This window comes from Longimicrobiales bacterium, assembly GCA_028823235.1.
Taxonomy (GTDB): domain Bacteria; phylum Gemmatimonadota; class Gemmatimonadetes; order Longimicrobiales; family Gaopeijiaceae; genus UBA2589.
On record JAPKBW010000007.1, the window covers coordinates 43,048 to 58,094 of the forward strand.

At 60.5% G+C, this 15,047-nt stretch carries 15 protein-coding genes; 12 read left to right on the forward strand and 3 right to left on the reverse strand.

The genetic code is table 11. From position 1 onward, the window contains the following. Positions 1 to 185: 185 nt before the first annotated feature. Entirely contained in the window at positions 186 to 974 is a 789-nt protein-coding gene (locus OSA81_05700) for a peptidase E (GenBank protein ID MDE0898493.1), read from the reverse strand. Positions 975 to 1,111: 137 nt separating this feature from the next. Here OSA81_05700 and OSA81_05705 point away from each other — a divergent pair, with 137 nt between their 5' ends. The 6 genes from OSA81_05705 to OSA81_05730 all read left to right on the forward strand — a co-directional run bounded on the left by OSA81_05705 (position 1,112) and on the right by OSA81_05730 (position 5,701). Continuing rightward, complete coding sequence (locus OSA81_05705) at positions 1,112 to 1,411, forward strand: hypothetical protein (protein MDE0898494.1); 300 nt, start codon at positions 1,112 to 1,114, stop codon at positions 1,409 to 1,411. A gap of 117 nt (positions 1,412 to 1,528) precedes the next feature. Then, on the forward strand, positions 1,529 to 2,653 hold the full coding sequence (locus OSA81_05710; GenBank protein MDE0898495.1) for a serine hydrolase: 1,125 nt from the start codon (positions 1,529 to 1,531) through the stop codon (positions 2,651 to 2,653). Positions 2,654 to 2,844: 191 nt separating this feature from the next. Further along, entirely contained in the window at positions 2,845 to 3,360 is a 516-nt protein-coding gene (locus OSA81_05715) for a hypothetical protein (GenBank protein MDE0898496.1), read from the forward strand. Between the two features lie 9 nt (positions 3,361 to 3,369). Next, a complete protein-coding gene (locus OSA81_05720) occupies positions 3,370 to 3,900 on the forward strand; it encodes a hypothetical protein (GenBank protein MDE0898497.1) in 531 nt (176 codons plus the stop codon). A 126-nt stretch (positions 3,901 to 4,026) separates the two neighbouring features. Then, the gene (locus OSA81_05725) at positions 4,027 to 4,188 is read left to right on the forward strand and encodes a hypothetical protein (GenBank protein MDE0898498.1); all 162 of its coding nucleotides are present in this window, start codon (positions 4,027 to 4,029) and stop codon (positions 4,186 to 4,188) included. Between the two features lie 199 nt (positions 4,189 to 4,387). Beyond that, the gene (locus OSA81_05730; protein MDE0898499.1) at positions 4,388 to 5,701 is read left to right on the forward strand and encodes an epoxide hydrolase; all 1,314 of its coding nucleotides are present in this window, start codon (positions 4,388 to 4,390) and stop codon (positions 5,699 to 5,701) included. Between the two features lie 239 nt (positions 5,702 to 5,940). Here OSA81_05730 and OSA81_05735 read toward each other — a convergent pair whose 3' ends face one another. Beyond that, positions 5,941 to 6,459: a hypothetical protein gene (locus tag OSA81_05735; GenBank protein MDE0898500.1), complete on the reverse strand. Its 519-nt coding sequence runs from the start codon at positions 6,457 to 6,459 to the stop codon at positions 5,941 to 5,943. 179 nt (positions 6,460 to 6,638) lie between these two features. On the opposite strand from OSA81_05735, the gene OSA81_05740 reads away from it, so the two are divergent. From OSA81_05740 to OSA81_05750, 3 genes are read left to right on the forward strand one after another with little or no spacing between them, the layout of a single operon-like run. Continuing rightward, positions 6,639 to 7,832 (forward strand): hypothetical protein, encoded by a 1,194-nt coding sequence (locus OSA81_05740; protein MDE0898501.1) that lies wholly within the window; start codon positions 6,639 to 6,641, stop codon positions 7,830 to 7,832. A gap of 2 nt (positions 7,833 to 7,834) precedes the next feature. Beyond that, complete coding sequence (locus tag OSA81_05745) at positions 7,835 to 8,383, forward strand: hypothetical protein (GenBank protein ID MDE0898502.1); 549 nt, start codon at positions 7,835 to 7,837, stop codon at positions 8,381 to 8,383. 4 nt (positions 8,384 to 8,387) lie between these two features. Next, positions 8,388 to 8,891 (forward strand): hypothetical protein, encoded by a 504-nt coding sequence (locus OSA81_05750; GenBank protein MDE0898503.1) that lies wholly within the window; start codon positions 8,388 to 8,390, stop codon positions 8,889 to 8,891. A gap of 130 nt (positions 8,892 to 9,021) precedes the next feature. Here OSA81_05750 and OSA81_05755 read toward each other — a convergent pair whose 3' ends face one another. After that, positions 9,022 to 9,711, reverse strand: coding sequence for a DUF2161 family putative PD-(D/E)XK-type phosphodiesterase (locus tag OSA81_05755; protein MDE0898504.1), 690 nt, complete (start codon positions 9,709 to 9,711; stop codon positions 9,022 to 9,024). 667 nt (positions 9,712 to 10,378) lie between these two features. On the opposite strand from OSA81_05755, the gene OSA81_05760 reads away from it, so the two are divergent. From OSA81_05760 to OSA81_05770, 3 genes are all read left to right on the forward strand, one after another. After that, complete coding sequence (locus OSA81_05760; protein MDE0898505.1) at positions 10,379 to 12,640, forward strand: DUF5916 domain-containing protein; 2,262 nt, start codon at positions 10,379 to 10,381, stop codon at positions 12,638 to 12,640. 233 nt (positions 12,641 to 12,873) lie between these two features. Continuing rightward, on the forward strand, positions 12,874 to 13,428 hold the full coding sequence (locus OSA81_05765) for a hypothetical protein (protein ID MDE0898506.1): 555 nt from the start codon (positions 12,874 to 12,876) through the stop codon (positions 13,426 to 13,428). A gap of 212 nt (positions 13,429 to 13,640) precedes the next feature. Beyond that, positions 13,641 to 14,993 carry a M24 family metallopeptidase gene (locus OSA81_05770; GenBank protein ID MDE0898507.1) on the forward strand — a complete coding sequence of 451 codons (1,353 nt, stop codon included), beginning with the start codon at positions 13,641 to 13,643 and terminating at the stop codon, positions 14,991 to 14,993. Positions 14,994 to 15,047: the final 54 nt, after the last annotated feature.

Consider the following 15,047-nt stretch of genomic DNA (forward strand, 5'->3'; position numbering starts at 1 on the left):
TCCACTGGAACGCGTAAAAAAGAGCGTCTTAATTCCAATTTCGAAGCGGGCGGATTGGCTCCGCCTCTTCGTGAAAGGCGTTGTGATTCTATAGTAGACGGGTCGTGCGCGATTCCTGCGGTCAGCCAATGTATCCGAACAGCACAGCCACGAGACGGTGGTGGCACCCACGGGAGCGATCCTCCTTAGTCGATCATCTCGGCCGGGAGTTCTGTCTCCACAATTTGCCCGCCTTCTAAGGCCACATAGTAGACGCTGGCCTCAGCGCGAGTCTTTATGACACGGCCCACCTCATTGTCCACGAAGTAGATGCCCGCGTCGTTGTCGCACGCGTACCCGGGCTTGAGCTCGCCCGATCGAATCAGTCGCTGGTACGTAGGCCTCCTCACCGCTTCCGCGTCGTAGTGCGGCGAGTGACTTCCGCGAAGGAGTCCGAGGCATTCGATCTTGGTGACTTCCTGTGGCCTAGAGTCGGTTGTGCCTTCTTCGAACCAGCAGAGTGACCCGGCACTGGCTCCCCCCAGGACGATTCCACGATCCCAAGCCTCCCGCAGAATATCGTCAATCCCCTGGACCCTCCAGATCGCCTGTTGATTCAACGTGTTGCCACCCGACACCACGATCCCGTCCATCGAGAGAAGTATGTCCTGCCAGCTCTGATCCATGCTGTAGCTGCTTATGAAGCTCTCCTGCACCATGGGAGTCACATTGAGCGATGCGCAGTTCTCGTACCAACGGATGATTCCCGACTCTCGATCGGCGGACGCGGTAGGGAGATAGCACAACCGAGGCCGGTCCTTACCTGTGAGTTCGGCCATGTAGCGAATGAAGGCGGTCCCGAAACCTCCGCCGGCGATCAGGATCTGGCGAGGCGTTTGTCGCGAGGTCGGCTCTGCTGCGGCCAGAGGCTGGTGGGGTATACCCAGACCGAGGCCGGCTGCGGCGGAGGATGTCAGGAAGTCTATTCTTTTCATCGGTAGTCCTCTCGTATGTGGCATTCGGGCGGACGAACGTAGCTAGCGGCTGGAGTCAGGAATAGCTCGGTTGTGTAGAGCAAAATGGTTGTGAGCGAGCGTCTGCTTCGCTTTCTCAATTGAGCGCACACAGGACCATGGATTGGACCGCTATTCGTGCGATCGGCGAGGTCGGTGTCATCGTGTCGCTGCTCTACCTCACCACTCAGGTGAGGGACAGCACAAAGGGCTTCCGAGACTTCACATATCAGGCACTTGTGGACGCATCACTCGGCATCTCACTAAGGCTGGGAGGGGTGATCGCACGGGCCGAAGCCAGCAACCCGAGAGTGCTGAGTAGACCCTCTGTTTCACCGCATCCACCGGTGGATTATACGACACTGTTTTGCACGGCTGGTCCGGTGCTCCGGCCAAGTTGCAGAATCATGGCGCCCTAAGCAGAATGAGAGCATGAAGAGGAATCTGCGCGGCGCGACCGTGCAACAGAATCGCGAGACGTTAGAATGCCGGTTCAGCGAATAACGCTTCCCACCGGGGCCCCATGTGGAGAGACTATGAGTAGGGTGATTTCGAGATCGATCGTTCGTATCGCGACCTTGGGCTGTCTTTTCTTCGGTCTCGTGTCCTGTGCGGCGTCTCAGGATGCCGCGTGGGGAGGGGAACTGGTTGCCCGGATCGACTCTCTCGCTGAGGCGACGCTCCGCGAGGGGCCGGTCGCGGGCTTGACGATCGGCGTGAAGCGTGGCGGTGATCTGCTCATGGTGAAGGGCTACGGATACGCAGACATCGAGAATAGCGTGCCGATGACGGCAGAGACCGTGTATCGGATCGGTTCTCTCACGAAGCAGTTCACGGCCGCGGCGGTCATGCAGCTGGTCGAGGCGGGCCTCATTGGCCTCGACGATCCGATGACACGGTACTTGCCGAACTATCCCACGCAGGGTCACGAGGTGAGCATTCGGCATCTCCTCACGCATACTTCGGGCATAAAGAGCTACACGAGCATCGGAGACGCGTTCTGGCTCAAGGCCGCCCTATTGGATCTCTCCCACACCGAGATGCTTGAGCTCTTTCAAGACGAGCCATTCGACTTCGCTCCTGGTGAGGGGTACAGCTACAACAACTCAGGGTACTATCTGCTCGGCATGATCATCGAGGAGGTGAGCGGTGAGTCCTATGATGGTTATCTCGGTACCCACGTCTTCGGGCCGCTGGGTTTGTCACGTTCGTCCTATTGCCATGAGGCCCAGATTATCCGCGGCAGGGCGGAGGGCTATGAACAGGGCCCCGATTGGCTTTTGAATGACGGGAGCATTTCCATGAACACCCCGGGAGCAGCGGGCGCGCTGTGCTCCACGGTGCCAGACCTTCTGTCTTGGACCACGGCGCTACGGAGTGGACGGGTCGTAACTGAAGCGAGCTACCAGGCCATGGCGACTTCTGGCCTACTGGACGACGGCTCCGCGACCGGATATGGATTCGCTCTTGGTGTTACCCCTCTTGGGGAGCATTCCAGGGTGGCCCACACCGGTGGCATCAACGGCTTCAGCACAGTGATGGCACACTATCCGGAGTCTGGCCTCGATATCGTAATTTTGTCCAACACCGGCAGCGGTGCCCCCGGGCAAGTGGAGGACAGGATCGCTCGATGGGCGCTCGGGATGCCGCTCAAGAACTAGTGTTGTCCCTGCGCTGTGGTGGGGCTAACCGAGCCAGGGTTCTCACAAGCGGTTGCTACTGGCACGAGTTGCCAAATGAGTGAGTCAGATAGCGTTCAGGGGTTGTTCGCAGGTCGCCCTTGCAGCTAAATCGCGAGACGTTAAGAAGAACAAAGATCAAATTTCGTGGTGACCGAACCCCCAGAAAGCGTATGACCCTGAACTACGACATCACTGAGGACGGCCTCTGGGTCATGACGTTTGCCGATATGGCTGCGGCCAAGAGCGACCGGAAGGCGGTATCGCCACTTGATGTACTTCTCGGGCTCATGTTGCTGAGCGATCCCGCGTTCTCGGAGGACCTTCCAAGTCTCGCGAGCCAGCTACTGAGGGCTGCCTGCCTACACCCCGATGATCTTCCCACATTGCGCGACTTGGGCTGGACGAATCTCCCTGATCAGCCTTCTTTCGGCGGAGTGATGACTCCGGAAGTGACGGAGCTTCTTGGGGGAGCCCTGCGCTGTGCTCGCGATTTCGCGACGCCTTATATCGGTGCAGAACATCTTCTGGTGAGCGTGCTCGCGGGAAATTTTGGCCCCGAACTGGAATCTTGGATGGATGATTCCGGCCTCAGCGAAGCAGAGGTCTTCAGGCAGTGGGTTAAAGTGTTGCTTCAGATCCAAGGTGGTGACATTGGCTTTGGCCCCGCTTCAGTTGTGGAAGCATAGGTCGGCCGAATGGAACCCATTCTTGTCGGTTACTTCCCCAAGCAGGTGCGTCTGCCGCCTCCGTCGCTCACAGGGGTGGGCATCGAAGAGATCGGCAGCGTCGCGCGCTGTATCGCGTCTGGACCCGTTGGTTGGTTCGACCTTGGGAAACACAATGCGTGGGGCTGTTACAGCGACCCGGACACTGCGTGGTCCTTGGTCCCGCCTGACCAACAAACGGACTACCGACTCTGGGCGTACGAAGTCTACCCAATGGAATTTTTCGACGGCGCAGCGCACGCCTTGGAGATTGCTTCTCCGGAGGTGACACCGCTCGCAGGAGACTTCCGAGCGGTCGGCTGGGATGCGGTCTCTCGATCAGGGGGTCAAGACTTCGAGTGCTCTCCGCTCTCATGCAACTACATGGTCGAGCGCTACACGGTCAACGCATACTGTCTCGTCAATCTCCAAGATGCGCAGAACCTCGCGGCGACTGCCGAGCGAGAGGGCTGTGAGCCGGGGCCCTACGTGGTGGTCAACGTTTGGCAACGTGATGTCTAACAAGCGATTGCTCCTGACACGGGTTGCCGAAGGGGTGAGTCAGGTAGGGTCTAGGGATTGTTGGTAGGTCGCCCGTGCAGACGGCAGGTCGAACCGATGGAGGAGAGACACTCGTGAGACTCAGGCGTGCTCAAGGTGTTCGTGATCCCGCTCGGTACCCTGCTCGCTTTCTCAGTGGAAGCCTGGTGGGGCAAGGTGCAGGTTCGGAGAGAGTTGGTCCGGGCCCGAATCGCGGTCTCAAGCGAGTTCAGGTTCAATCTCGAGACGATTGAACCGTCGACCTGCTGAGTTTTCCAGTGCTGGTGGACGCCACGCTCTATCGGAAGGAGCGGTGTTTCCCCCCTTTTATGATCGCTCCGAGCGCCCACTACGTATCGTTTGTCTTCCTCTACGGGATGCGAATGTTTGGACAGCCCACCACCTTGCAGTCGTACGGGACATCCGAGCCAACGCGGCATAGAGGGAGAGAAGGTTCGTGGGAATCATCATGAGCGAGCGTCCGATTCGAGCTAGGTGCGGCATCACGTTTGTGACCGGATATGCTGCACTACTCCTGTCAGCTGCGTGCATGGGAGGTCTCGCAGAAGAGATGCCGCCGGTCCATGTGGAAGAGGGACTCGTTTACACGTTCGACGCGGCCACCCCGGGCGGACCTGAGGCGGTCCGCAGGATCAATATCAGCGTGCCGGACCAGGTCCTCGAAGACCTCGAGTACCGCTTGGGCCGTACGCGCTTGCCCGACCAGATCCCTGGCACCGCGTGGGATTATGGTACGGACGGAGACTACCTGGTTGAGCTCCTGGCGTACTGGAAGGACGACTTCGATTGGCGGGCGCAGGAACGCAGGCTCAATGATTTCGACCACTTCGTGACCGAGATTGATGGGGTCGATATGCACTTCATCCACCAGCGTTCGCCAAACCGCGATGCGACTCCCTTGTTGCTCACGCACGGCTGGCCTGGGTCGTTCGTCGAGTTCACCGAGCTCATCGGTCCGCTTACCGATCCGGCGGCATTCGGCGGCGACCCCGCGGATGCGTTTCACGTGGTTGTGCCGTCACTTCCTGGTTTCGGCCTTTCCGGTAAACCAACCCAGCCTGGCTTTAGCCCCGAGCGAATGGCCGAGGTCGAAGCGGCCTTGATGGAACGTCTCGGTTACGATCGTTATGGAGCGCAGGGCGGGGACTGGGGTGCCATTATCGGCCGCTCGCTCGCGGGAAATTATCCAGAGAACGTGATTGGGCTCCACTCGAATTTCATCCTCGCCGGACCGGGTGCCGATACCGGCCAAGATGGAGGTGCGACGCCCGAAGAGATGGAGCATCGTGCCGAGCGGGCTGCCGCCTTCGGTGAGGGGAGCGCGTACCAAAACATTCAAGGTACGAAGCCGCAGACGGTCGGAGTGGGACTCAACGACTCGCCAGCCGGTCTAGCTGCCTGGATCGTGGAGAAGTTCCACGGCTGGAGCGACAACGACGGGAAAGTGGAAAGCGCGTTCACCAAGGACCAGATTCTGACCAACATCACCCTCTACTGGGTGACCGAGACGATTACATCGTCAGCGCGCATCTACTACGAGTCGAGTCACACAATGGTGACCCGCCCAGTGAGGTACGTGGGGGTCCCGACTGCGGGCGCGATCTTTCCTAAGGAGATCTACTTTACTCCGCGGGCTTGGGCGGAGGCGAGCTACAACATCGTGAGGTGGACGATGATGCCGAGCGGAGGGCACTTTGCTGCGCTCGAAGAGCCGGAACTCCTAGTGGACGACATCCGGGCGTTCTTCAGGGAGTTGAGATGATTAAGGGAGGCCTGGGAGCAAGATCGAACCCACTCCGATCAACACACCGCCGAGGGCCCACCCGACGGCCCACGTCAGCCCCATTCCAACGGCACCGCGGATTCGTCTAGGCCACCTGTTCATTGCTGCCTACTCGCGCATCCGGACTCTTCTACTGCGAGCCGGTGTCACATGCAAAAAACTTTGTATTACAAAGTTTGTGCCGGTTGGGCGAAGTCCAAGAACTGCAATGGCCAGGGCTAACGGCCTGGGACGCCGTCCGGATGTTTTGAGCACCTTGGTGGCTGCTCGATGGTGTACGCGAGCGATGAGATCAACCAGTCGTCGTCGACCTGCACGAGAGTAAAGAGATCGACGCCGCAGTGAGACCATTCACCATCGCGATAGAAATCGTACGGAAGCCAGACGGTTGCCAAGCCGCTGACGATCTCGACCCGTCCGTCGAAGCCTCGCTCCACAAAGTCTGAATTCATGGGGCGGGCACGAGTTTCCTCTCGAGTCGTCAGGCGTGGAGTCCCCCCACCGGACGGCATCGCCAACGTTATCGCGCCTTCGATCATCAGGTCGGTCAGGCCAACGGGGTCTTCCTCGCTAATCGCCCTTAACGCCGCGTGAGCAACGGAGAGGGCAGCTTCCTCGTGGGGCAACTCCTGAGCGCCTACCGGCGTCGTCCAGGCGAAGAGGCCGGCGACGACCAGCAGGGTCGATCGACCAAGAGGAAGGAGCAGCAGTCCAATTCCGTTGCAATGCAGCTTCATGCCGTGCTTCTCCAGACTCTGTATTCCAGGCGCGGTGAGAAGCGATGTTATCGCGTTGCGGCGAGGACCGCTTGGACTGGGCAGCGTAGGAGGTGGAGACGTCGTGGGGTTGTTGGCGGACCACCGACCCGACAGAATCGCAACATCGAACGTGCCTCGCCCAAACAGGAAAAAATAGTATGCGCCGAGCTCTGGTCACGTTCGCCTTGGTCCTGGTTCTGGCGGGCTGCTCTGATGACTCTCTGATCGACGACGGTTTCGCCGCTAGCCATTACCTCTTCGTCTGGGCGACGGATTCAGATTCTGTCGATCTGAACTTCCTTGCCGTCCTGGACGCTGATCCGGTGTCAGACACGTATGCCGAGGTGCTCACGACGGTGCCTGTGCCTACTGAAGGCCGCACGAGAGGCCACCATACCGAGCACCGGCTGCATGAGGGCGGCCGCCTGTTCGCGAACGACTTCGGGACCGGAAAAACGTACGTGTTTGACCTGACTGACCCGTTGGTTCCGACAGTCTTGGACTCATTCACGGTGGCTGGGCCGCTGGCGTCCCCTCATAGCTTCGAACGGCTTTCGAGCGGTAATGTTCTCGCCACCTTTCAGAACAATGGTCCCGACAACACGGCACCGGGTGGGATCGCCGAACTTGACCCACGGGGTGTCGCCGTAAGGTGGAGTTCGGCCGGAGAGCCAGGCAACTCCGTGCGGCCCTACAGCCTCGCGGTGTCACACGAGTTGGATCGGGTCGTCACGGGTAGCGCGGACATGCTGGGGGGATTCGACAGCCGCGCGATTCAAATCTGGAGGCTCAGCGATTTGGCTTTGCTCGAAACGCTCGAATTTCCCGAGGAATGGGGGCCGGCGGCGGAGCCCCGCGTCCTCGCGGACGGAGTGACGGTCCTCGTTTCGACGTTCGGCTGCAAACTGCTCCATGTGGTTGGATTGGAAACGGACGATCCGAGCCTGGAGCTGGCTTACGATTTTGGGGGAGCCAACTGCGCGCTACCTGTGGTGACCGGGAACTTCTGGATTCAGGCGGTCCCTGACGCCAACGGGCTGGTGGCGCTTGATGTCTCAGCGGTGTCGAGTCCAGTGGAGGTGGCTCGGGTAGAGCTGACCGAGGATGACTGGCCCCATTGGATCGCTCTGTCTCCGGACCAGAGCCGGATCGTCGTGACAGGGTATGCCGGTACCCGGTATCGGGTCATTCTGATCGATCTGGATGCTCGTACCGGGAAGATGCAAGTCGATGCTGCGTTCGCCACAGCCGGAGAGGATCGGCCGGGTGTGTCCTTCGATCGACCGTCGTGGGCGCACGGTTCTACCGGTCCTGCGGATCCTCACGGAGCCGTTTTCTCACTGGTGCGATAGCAATGTTCAACAACACTCCTGCGCTTTGGATCGGCGTGATCCTCTTGTCCGTGGTGGCGCTCGCGATGAAGATCACGGCCCTGGTCGTCGTTGCCCGGACGGGTGCCGGTTTTGTTAAGGGTGATGCTTCCGCGGTGGCGGGCACGTGGATCCTCGAAGAGCTCCGGGGTTCGGGTCCTGAGCAGGCGACCTCCGGCGAGAGGACCGAGGTCGCGGCGACCCTGCTAGCGCTCGCCGCCTCCGATGTGCAGACCCTTCGACTGATACTCTCTCCATCGACGGTCACACTCTTTCTGGACGACGGCCCCGCTCTGGGTTTCAGCGAATCTCCTGGCGCCACTCAACGAAGTCATAACGGAACCAGGGTCAGGGCTATGGGATTTGTCGAAGATGAACGGGTGCGCCTGGTGACAGAGGTCACAGGTGGGTCGTCACTCGAAGAGCAGTATGATCTACAGGTCGCGACCGGAAGGCTCGAACGCTGTACACGAGTCGAGGTACCCGGCGAGCGGCTGACTGTCGAATCCGCACGGGTTTTTCGGCGGGCCTGAGCACATGAACAAACCACCTTGGGGCACCATGAGAACAAAACTGGTTACGGTCCTTTTTCTGACCCTCTGCGCACACGCTTCCCTCGGAGCACAGGAGACTCGACCCGATGACGTCTCATCAATCGACGGAATCATCCGAGCCTACTACGAGATCGTTTCTGGGCCGGAGGGCGAGGCCCCCGATGCAGCGCGCGATCGGAGTATCCACCATCCCGACGCGTGGGTCGCGCTCGCAGCCATGAACGCGGAGGGACAGCCTGTGGTGAATGTGATCACCCTGGACGAGTACCACGGAGAGGGACGCCCACGATCCGAGGGGTTTTGGGAATGGGAAACCGATCGAGTGGTTAGCCGCTCTGGAAACATGGTGCACGTCTGGAGTAGTTACGCCTCTGCACGAACCAAAGGCGGCGAGCCCTACACGGGCGGGGTTAACAGCATCACTCTGTTTCACGACGGCACGCGCTGGTGGGTCATGGGTTGGATGTTCGACTCGGCGGTCGGCTGAACGGACTGGGTTGAGCGCGGCAGGCCCCATTCGTAAAGATGCCTTACCGCCCCTAACGTCAGGCATCATCGCCTTTCGAACAAAGAGCGGGGCGCGACTGAAACAGGGTCATGTGCTCTGAACTCGGCTGTCAGGGACTCTGGCGACCCAGCGATTCCAGTGCATCCGCCCATTCGGCCAAATCTTGTCGACCTTTTGGCGAAAGGTCGTAGTGGCCTGTCCGCACGCGCTCGAACCATCCGTAGTGATTGTCCCTCAGAATGGGGCCGGCACGCTCGACGTCCGCTCGCTCCCGGATCACGCTCAGTTTCAATCCGTCCTCTGCAGCCAGCTCCCGAGCGCACCTCAGGGCATCTTGGCGATAGGCGGTCAGCCGCTTGCGAGACGGTGATCCTCCGGCCTCTGGGTCGCCGACTCGTTCTGCGAACTCCTTGAGCAGTCGATCTCGGCGACCTGCATTAGCCCTTGGTTGGTAGGGTGCCGGGTCGAGGACGGGAACGACCTGGCCCCTACTCGAGACGGTCAACAGGCCCAAGCCGAGGCGCCGGAGGAGGCTGGTCACCTGTTTCCTCTTGGTGCGCCACGTTGCGCTCTGTCCCTTCCCAATTCGGAAGGCGACGTAGACTTCATCCGAAGCCTGAAGCCGATCGGCGGCCTGAAGGAGCAAGACAAGATTAAGCCTCTCCTTCAATTCGACGACGACGGGCCCTTCATTACCCCGTACCGCGACGATGTCGCACGCACCGATCTCGCCCTTCACCTCATAGCCCTGGGCCTCGAGGAACCGCTTGATTGGCTCGTAGAGGTCGACCTCAGCCACGGTGTTTCCGGATCAGCTCTCGTCCTCCCGAAGCGTTTTGACCCTCTGGACACCCACTACCTCGTTGAGGGATCTGGGCGACTTGAAATGCGCGTGCAGAGCGATCGCTGTCTGCGACATCGGGGGGTTCTCCTCGTGCTGCATCAGATTGAACCGCGTCGAGGGCACGATCGTCGGACAGGTCTGTGGTCGCAAGCATGTTGATTCGCTTGTGATGGTGTGGCTCAAACGGCACAAGCGCCCGATCCAGTCGATCCTTCTTCGAGATGCCCAGCCTGAAGGCCTATGAAGACGACCAGCCGAAATCTGACGACACTTCGGAAGCTGGTCGCGAAGACAGCGGGATGAGAGTCGGAAGCCGGGATGTCTCCTCCCACGGGCTGCGTCGCCGCTCTGGGTCTCGCCCTCCCGTCGTATCCTGACCTTCAAAGCCGAGATCTGCAGGGATGACGGCGACCCGCCTGCTGGGTCGACATCGGTGGCGTCGAGGGTTACAGGTACGCCGATATCATCGAGGCCAACTTTGGTGGCTGGAACGGGGTCCGCCTCAGTCGCCTGAGGCGGGGGCAGGTCTGGGGCGGTCAAGTCCCTTGTCGGGCTGCTTCCTGTCTGCATCTTTCCGCGTCGAATATGCCCGGTCCACGGGCCGGACTGGGTGGAGAGCGATATGGTCGGTGCTGGAGCGCGGAGACGTGGGCAGAGCTTTGCGCTCTCCGTTCTTTTGCTCGGACTCCCGATCGCAGCTTCGGCCCAGGCCACGCGAGCTGCCCCGAGCGACCAGATCCCAGCTTATCGTATCGCGGAGGGTGCCTCCGAGCCGGTGAATATCGATGGCCGTCTATCGGAGGCCTTCTGGTCACTCGCGGTGCCGATCGAGGGTTTTCGCCAGAAGGACCCCGAAGAGGGTGAGGCCGCCACAGAGCGCACCGAGGTCAGGATCGCCTATGACGCGGACGCCCTCTACATCGGTGTGATGGCGTTTGACCGGAGTCCGGACGACGTCGTCGCCCGGGTCATGCAACGGGACAAGATATTCGAGGTCGATGGCTTCGGGCAGAATGGCCTGGAAGCGGCGGGCGACGATGCTGTCGCGATCCTTCTTGATCCATTCCATGACCACCGGAGCGGCGTGATTTTCGCCACGAATCCAAATGGGGCGGAGTTCGAAGCGCTAGTTACCGACGAAGGCAGCAACATCAACATCGACTGGCGAGGCGTGTGGGAAGTCTCGTCGACCCGGACTGCAGACGGGTGGAGTTCAGAGTTTGCGATCCCCTGGAGAACACTCCGCTATCCCGACGCAACAGTCGGGGAACCGTGGGGCATCAACGTCATGCGCGTGATCCGGCGCCGGAACGAGATGACGCTCTGGCAGGCGTGGGAACGAGAGGGCGGAGGGCTGACTCGCGTGAGCCGAGCTGGACACCTGACCGGACTTGCCGACCTGCCTCGACCGGGATTGAACGTCGAGGCCAAACCATACGGCCTGGCTGGTCGGACGCAGGAAGCTGACCATGCGGGTGTCATCGTTTCGTCCAGTGAGTTCTCCGCCGGCCTCGATCTGAAGTCAGAGCTTCGGCCAGGGCTCCTGCTCGATCTCACGGTGAATACCGACTTTGCTCAGGTCGAGGTCGACGACGCGCAGGTCAACCTGACACGCTTCAACCTCTTCTTCCCGGAGAAGCGCGACTTCTTCCTGGAGAACTCAGGAATTTTTGACTTCGGTATCCCGGGGAATCCGCTCGAGCCACCGGCCTACCAGATGTTCTTCAGTCGCCAGATCGGCATCTCGGAGGATGGCGAAGTACCACTTCTCGGAGGAGCGAGGCTCACAGGTCGAGTGGGTGGGCAGACGATCGGCTTCATGACTGCGGCGACGGACAAACTTCCCGCGATGGGTGATGCCCAAGCGATCGATCGGGAGGTCTTCTCGGTTGCACGGGTGAAGCGTGATGTCGGGGAGAGCAACTACATCGGGGGCATGGTGGTCGATCGTCGTGGGAACTCGGAGACCAGCACGAGTGCGGGCGTCGACGGACAATTCATGGTCGGGGAGGCGTGGATCTGGGACGGGTTTGTGTCACGGAGCTTTACCGAAGGACCGGGCGGCGACGACATCAGCTACCGCGTTGGGTACAACTACAACGGTGACAAGTGGGGGTCTTTCTTCAACCACTATGGCATCGGGGCTGAATCGGAGGCTGCCGCTGGCTTCATCACCCGGACGGACTACAGGAATACCGAGCTGTGGGGTGGCTACACGTTCCGACCGTCACTTTTGGGTCTTCGGGAGATCCAGATCTACTCCGGCGGAAAGTATGCCAGCTCGATGACTGACAATCGACTCCAGGACTGGCAGACAGGCTTCTGGATCGCCCCTGTCTGGGAATCTTCGGACAACGTCAGTGTGTTCGTGAACGCGGCCGAAACGGTCGTCGACGAGTCGTTCAAGCTGTCCGATGATGTCGAGGTTCCCGTGGGGCGCTATCGGAACGATCACATCGGGTGGTTCGGTGGATCCAGCCGCGCCCGCGCGTTGAGCGCGAGCGTGAACGGCATGTTGTCGAACTTCTACGGAGGCACGCTCACGAGTGCCGGCGTCAGAGTGACTGCCTCCATTTCGCCGCAGCTCTCAGTCGAACCAGGCTTCCAACACAATGTCGTGGACGTCCCGGCGGGTGACTTCTCCGCCGACATCACGTCGCTCCGCGTCTCGTACTCGTTCTCGACGAAGATGTCCGCGAATGCACTGCTTCAATACAACAGTCTGGCTCGGGATTTCTCGACGAACATTCGCTTCAACTTTATCCATCACCCGGGCAGCGATCTCTTCATTGTCTTCACTGAGAACCGAGGCGACGACAACGGCCTGTGGAATCTCTCGGATCGCGGACTAGTAATGAAAGTGACATATCTGTTGAGGCTGTAGCTGGACCTGGACGGATCGTCCGAGTGTTGGCGCAGCGGGTCGCGATCGCCCTCATCAAGGATGATGAGCCTCATCGACTGAGGCGCATTTCGGATGATCTCGTCATCCTGGTGATCTGGAAGAAATAGCGGGCGAGATTCGCGAACCGACCCTATGCGTCCCACTTTCTGGTCCTGAATCTGGACCGCCCGTGGGATCGGCGTGGGTTCGCTACTGCTGGCCTTGGAGGCCTCATGAAACGCTTCGCTCTCCTGACACTTGCTGCTGCACTGATGCTTCCCGCACCCGCGGTCTCGCAGGACACGTCTGCTGCCGTGGAGAAAGCCCTCTCCGCGTTACCCGCACGGGCCCGCGAAGAGGCGACGGTCATCCGCTGGAACGCGGACAACACGTACGAGACGCTCAAGGAAGGGACCAACCCGATGGTTTGCTACGATCGCTCGGGTGAGGGTCGACGCGCACCGTTCGACGTACAGTGCACGAGCCTGATGAATCTAGACCGGGTCAAGCAGAACCGTGAGTTTCGCGCCACGGCTGCGGACCGGGCTGCTGAATCCGCCATGGTGGCGGCTGCCGATGCCAACGGCACGCGTAAAGAGGTCGAATATGGATCCATCTGGATTGCGATGCGCGGTGATGATCAGGCCAGTGCCCGGACGCACACCACGATCGCGGTCCCCGGCGCCACCACGGCTTCGACAGGATTCCCGGAGAATGGTCGCGGCGGTGGTGCATACATCATGGGCGCGGGCACGGCAGCCGCTCACCTCATGACGCCGGGTAACTGATCCCGACGTGACCTCAGGCCGCTTTTACCCTGACGGCACGATTCGTCTCGGCCATGCTCCTCCTCGATTCCGGCCCCCGCAACGTCCCCGGTTTCATCTTGGAAGGTGATGCGCGGACCTGATCATATTCCCCCCAGACTTGCCCGCGGCGGAGTGCCGAATCAGACTCCTCGGCCATCTACTCATTTTGCAGCGTCGTGGGAGCCAGGGCCATGAAGTCGTTCTTGAGCATCGTTGGGACAGCGTTCGGTCTGGGTCTGCTCACGGGGTGTGCTGCCGGCCCGGGTGAAGACTCTGCCGACGGCCAGGGCATCGAGCTCATCGGCTGGTCGGCGCAGATGGCCGTTCGAGATGACTGGCTCACAAAGCGTCATGAGATGCTGCTCCCGATGATGCGCCGCCATGGCATCGACATGTGGATCGTGGTGAATGAGGAATTCCATGACGATCCGCTCACCGAGTATGTCGCTCCGGCCCGGCCCTATACCGGTCGTAGGGATGTGTTCGTGTTTGTCGACGCGGGAGACGATGGGCTACGTAAGATTGCGGCGACGGGATACTGGGAAGAGACGGTCGCGCGGTTCTTCGAGTCCCCGATCGATCCGCGACCGGCGGCGGAGGTGCTTCGCGAACTGTACGACATGTACGAGCCCGATGTGATCGGTCTCGGGATCGGGGGGAGTCGAGGAATGACTCGAAGTCTCACTTGGGACAGCTACGACTTCCTGGCAGAGGCGATGGGGGCGGACGCCGAGCGTCGATTCTCGAGTGCGGAGGCGCTGATTGATGAGTTTCTCGCGACGAGGATTCCCGAGGAGTGGGCGCACTACGAGCGACTCGTCGCACTGACCGAGTATGTGACCAAGCGAGCTCTTTCGAATGAGGCGATCACGCCAGGGGTGACGACCGTCGGCGACGTGCGCCGTTTCATGTACGATGAACTGTGGGGGCATGGGGTCGGCACCTGGTTTCAGCCTGATCTCCGAGTCCAGCGCCAGGGCATGGCGGAGGTCGGGTCCAGAGGGTTTCTCGCGGTTGCTCTCGAAGACATCGTGATCGAACCGGGAGACCTCGTGCATGTCGATTTCGGCATATCGTACATGGGCCTCGATAGTGACTGGCAGAAAATGGCCTACGTGCTTCGACCAGGTGAGTCCGGTGCACCCGACGGATTGAAGGCGGCTCTGGCCAACACCAACGCGCTGCAGGACGCACTCATGCTGCGCGCCTCCCGCCCAGGACGTACCGCCGGGGAAGCGTATCGTGAGACGATGGCTGAGATGGATGAGCAGGGGATCACGGCGCAGATCTACTCCCATCCCCTCGGCAACCACGGGCACGGCGTAGGGCCCAGTATCGACTTCAGGAGTGCGGACCAGGCAGACGCCACCGGCCGCACCCTGGTCGAAGGGGCTTACATATCGATCGAGCTCAACACGAAGACAGCCGTACCTGAATGGGGCGGTCAGGACGTCTATGTGATGCAGGAGGACCCGGCCTATCTGACCAACGAGGGGTGGCGCTTCTTCCGACCCAGGCAGGAGATGTTCTACCTGGTTCGCTAGGTGGTGCAGAGAGTGAACTAGTGTTCTGGCTTCAGCCTCTTCGAGGGTCTCCTT

What these genes read in the sequence shown, in the direction of transcription:
- OSA81_05700 (MDE0898493.1), bottom strand. Translation starts at nt 974, where the DNA reads ATGAAAAGAATAGACTTCCTGACATCCTCCGCCGCAGCCGGCCTCGGT.
- OSA81_05705 (MDE0898494.1), top strand. Translation starts at nt 1,112, where the DNA reads ATGGATTGGACCGCTATTCGTGCGATCGGCGAGGTCGGTGTCATCGTG.
- OSA81_05710 (MDE0898495.1), top strand. Translation starts at nt 1,529, where the DNA reads ATGAGTAGGGTGATTTCGAGATCGATCGTTCGTATCGCGACCTTGGGC.
- OSA81_05715 (MDE0898496.1), top strand. Translation starts at nt 2,845, where the DNA reads ATGACCCTGAACTACGACATCACTGAGGACGGCCTCTGGGTCATGACG.
- OSA81_05720 (MDE0898497.1), top strand. Translation starts at nt 3,370, where the DNA reads ATGGAACCCATTCTTGTCGGTTACTTCCCCAAGCAGGTGCGTCTGCCG.
- OSA81_05730 (MDE0898499.1), top strand. Translation starts at nt 4,388, where the DNA reads ATGAGCGAGCGTCCGATTCGAGCTAGGTGCGGCATCACGTTTGTGACC.
- OSA81_05735 (MDE0898500.1), bottom strand. Translation starts at nt 6,459, where the DNA reads ATGAAGCTGCATTGCAACGGAATTGGACTGCTGCTCCTTCCTCTTGGT.
- OSA81_05740 (MDE0898501.1), top strand. Translation starts at nt 6,639, where the DNA reads ATGCGCCGAGCTCTGGTCACGTTCGCCTTGGTCCTGGTTCTGGCGGGC.
- OSA81_05745 (MDE0898502.1), top strand. Translation starts at nt 7,835, where the DNA reads ATGTTCAACAACACTCCTGCGCTTTGGATCGGCGTGATCCTCTTGTCC.
- OSA81_05750 (MDE0898503.1), top strand. Translation starts at nt 8,388, where the DNA reads ATGAACAAACCACCTTGGGGCACCATGAGAACAAAACTGGTTACGGTC.
- OSA81_05760 (MDE0898505.1), top strand. Translation starts at nt 10,379, where the DNA reads ATGGTCGGTGCTGGAGCGCGGAGACGTGGGCAGAGCTTTGCGCTCTCC.
- OSA81_05765 (MDE0898506.1), top strand. Translation starts at nt 12,874, where the DNA reads ATGAAACGCTTCGCTCTCCTGACACTTGCTGCTGCACTGATGCTTCCC.
- OSA81_05770 (MDE0898507.1), top strand. Translation starts at nt 13,641, where the DNA reads ATGAAGTCGTTCTTGAGCATCGTTGGGACAGCGTTCGGTCTGGGTCTG.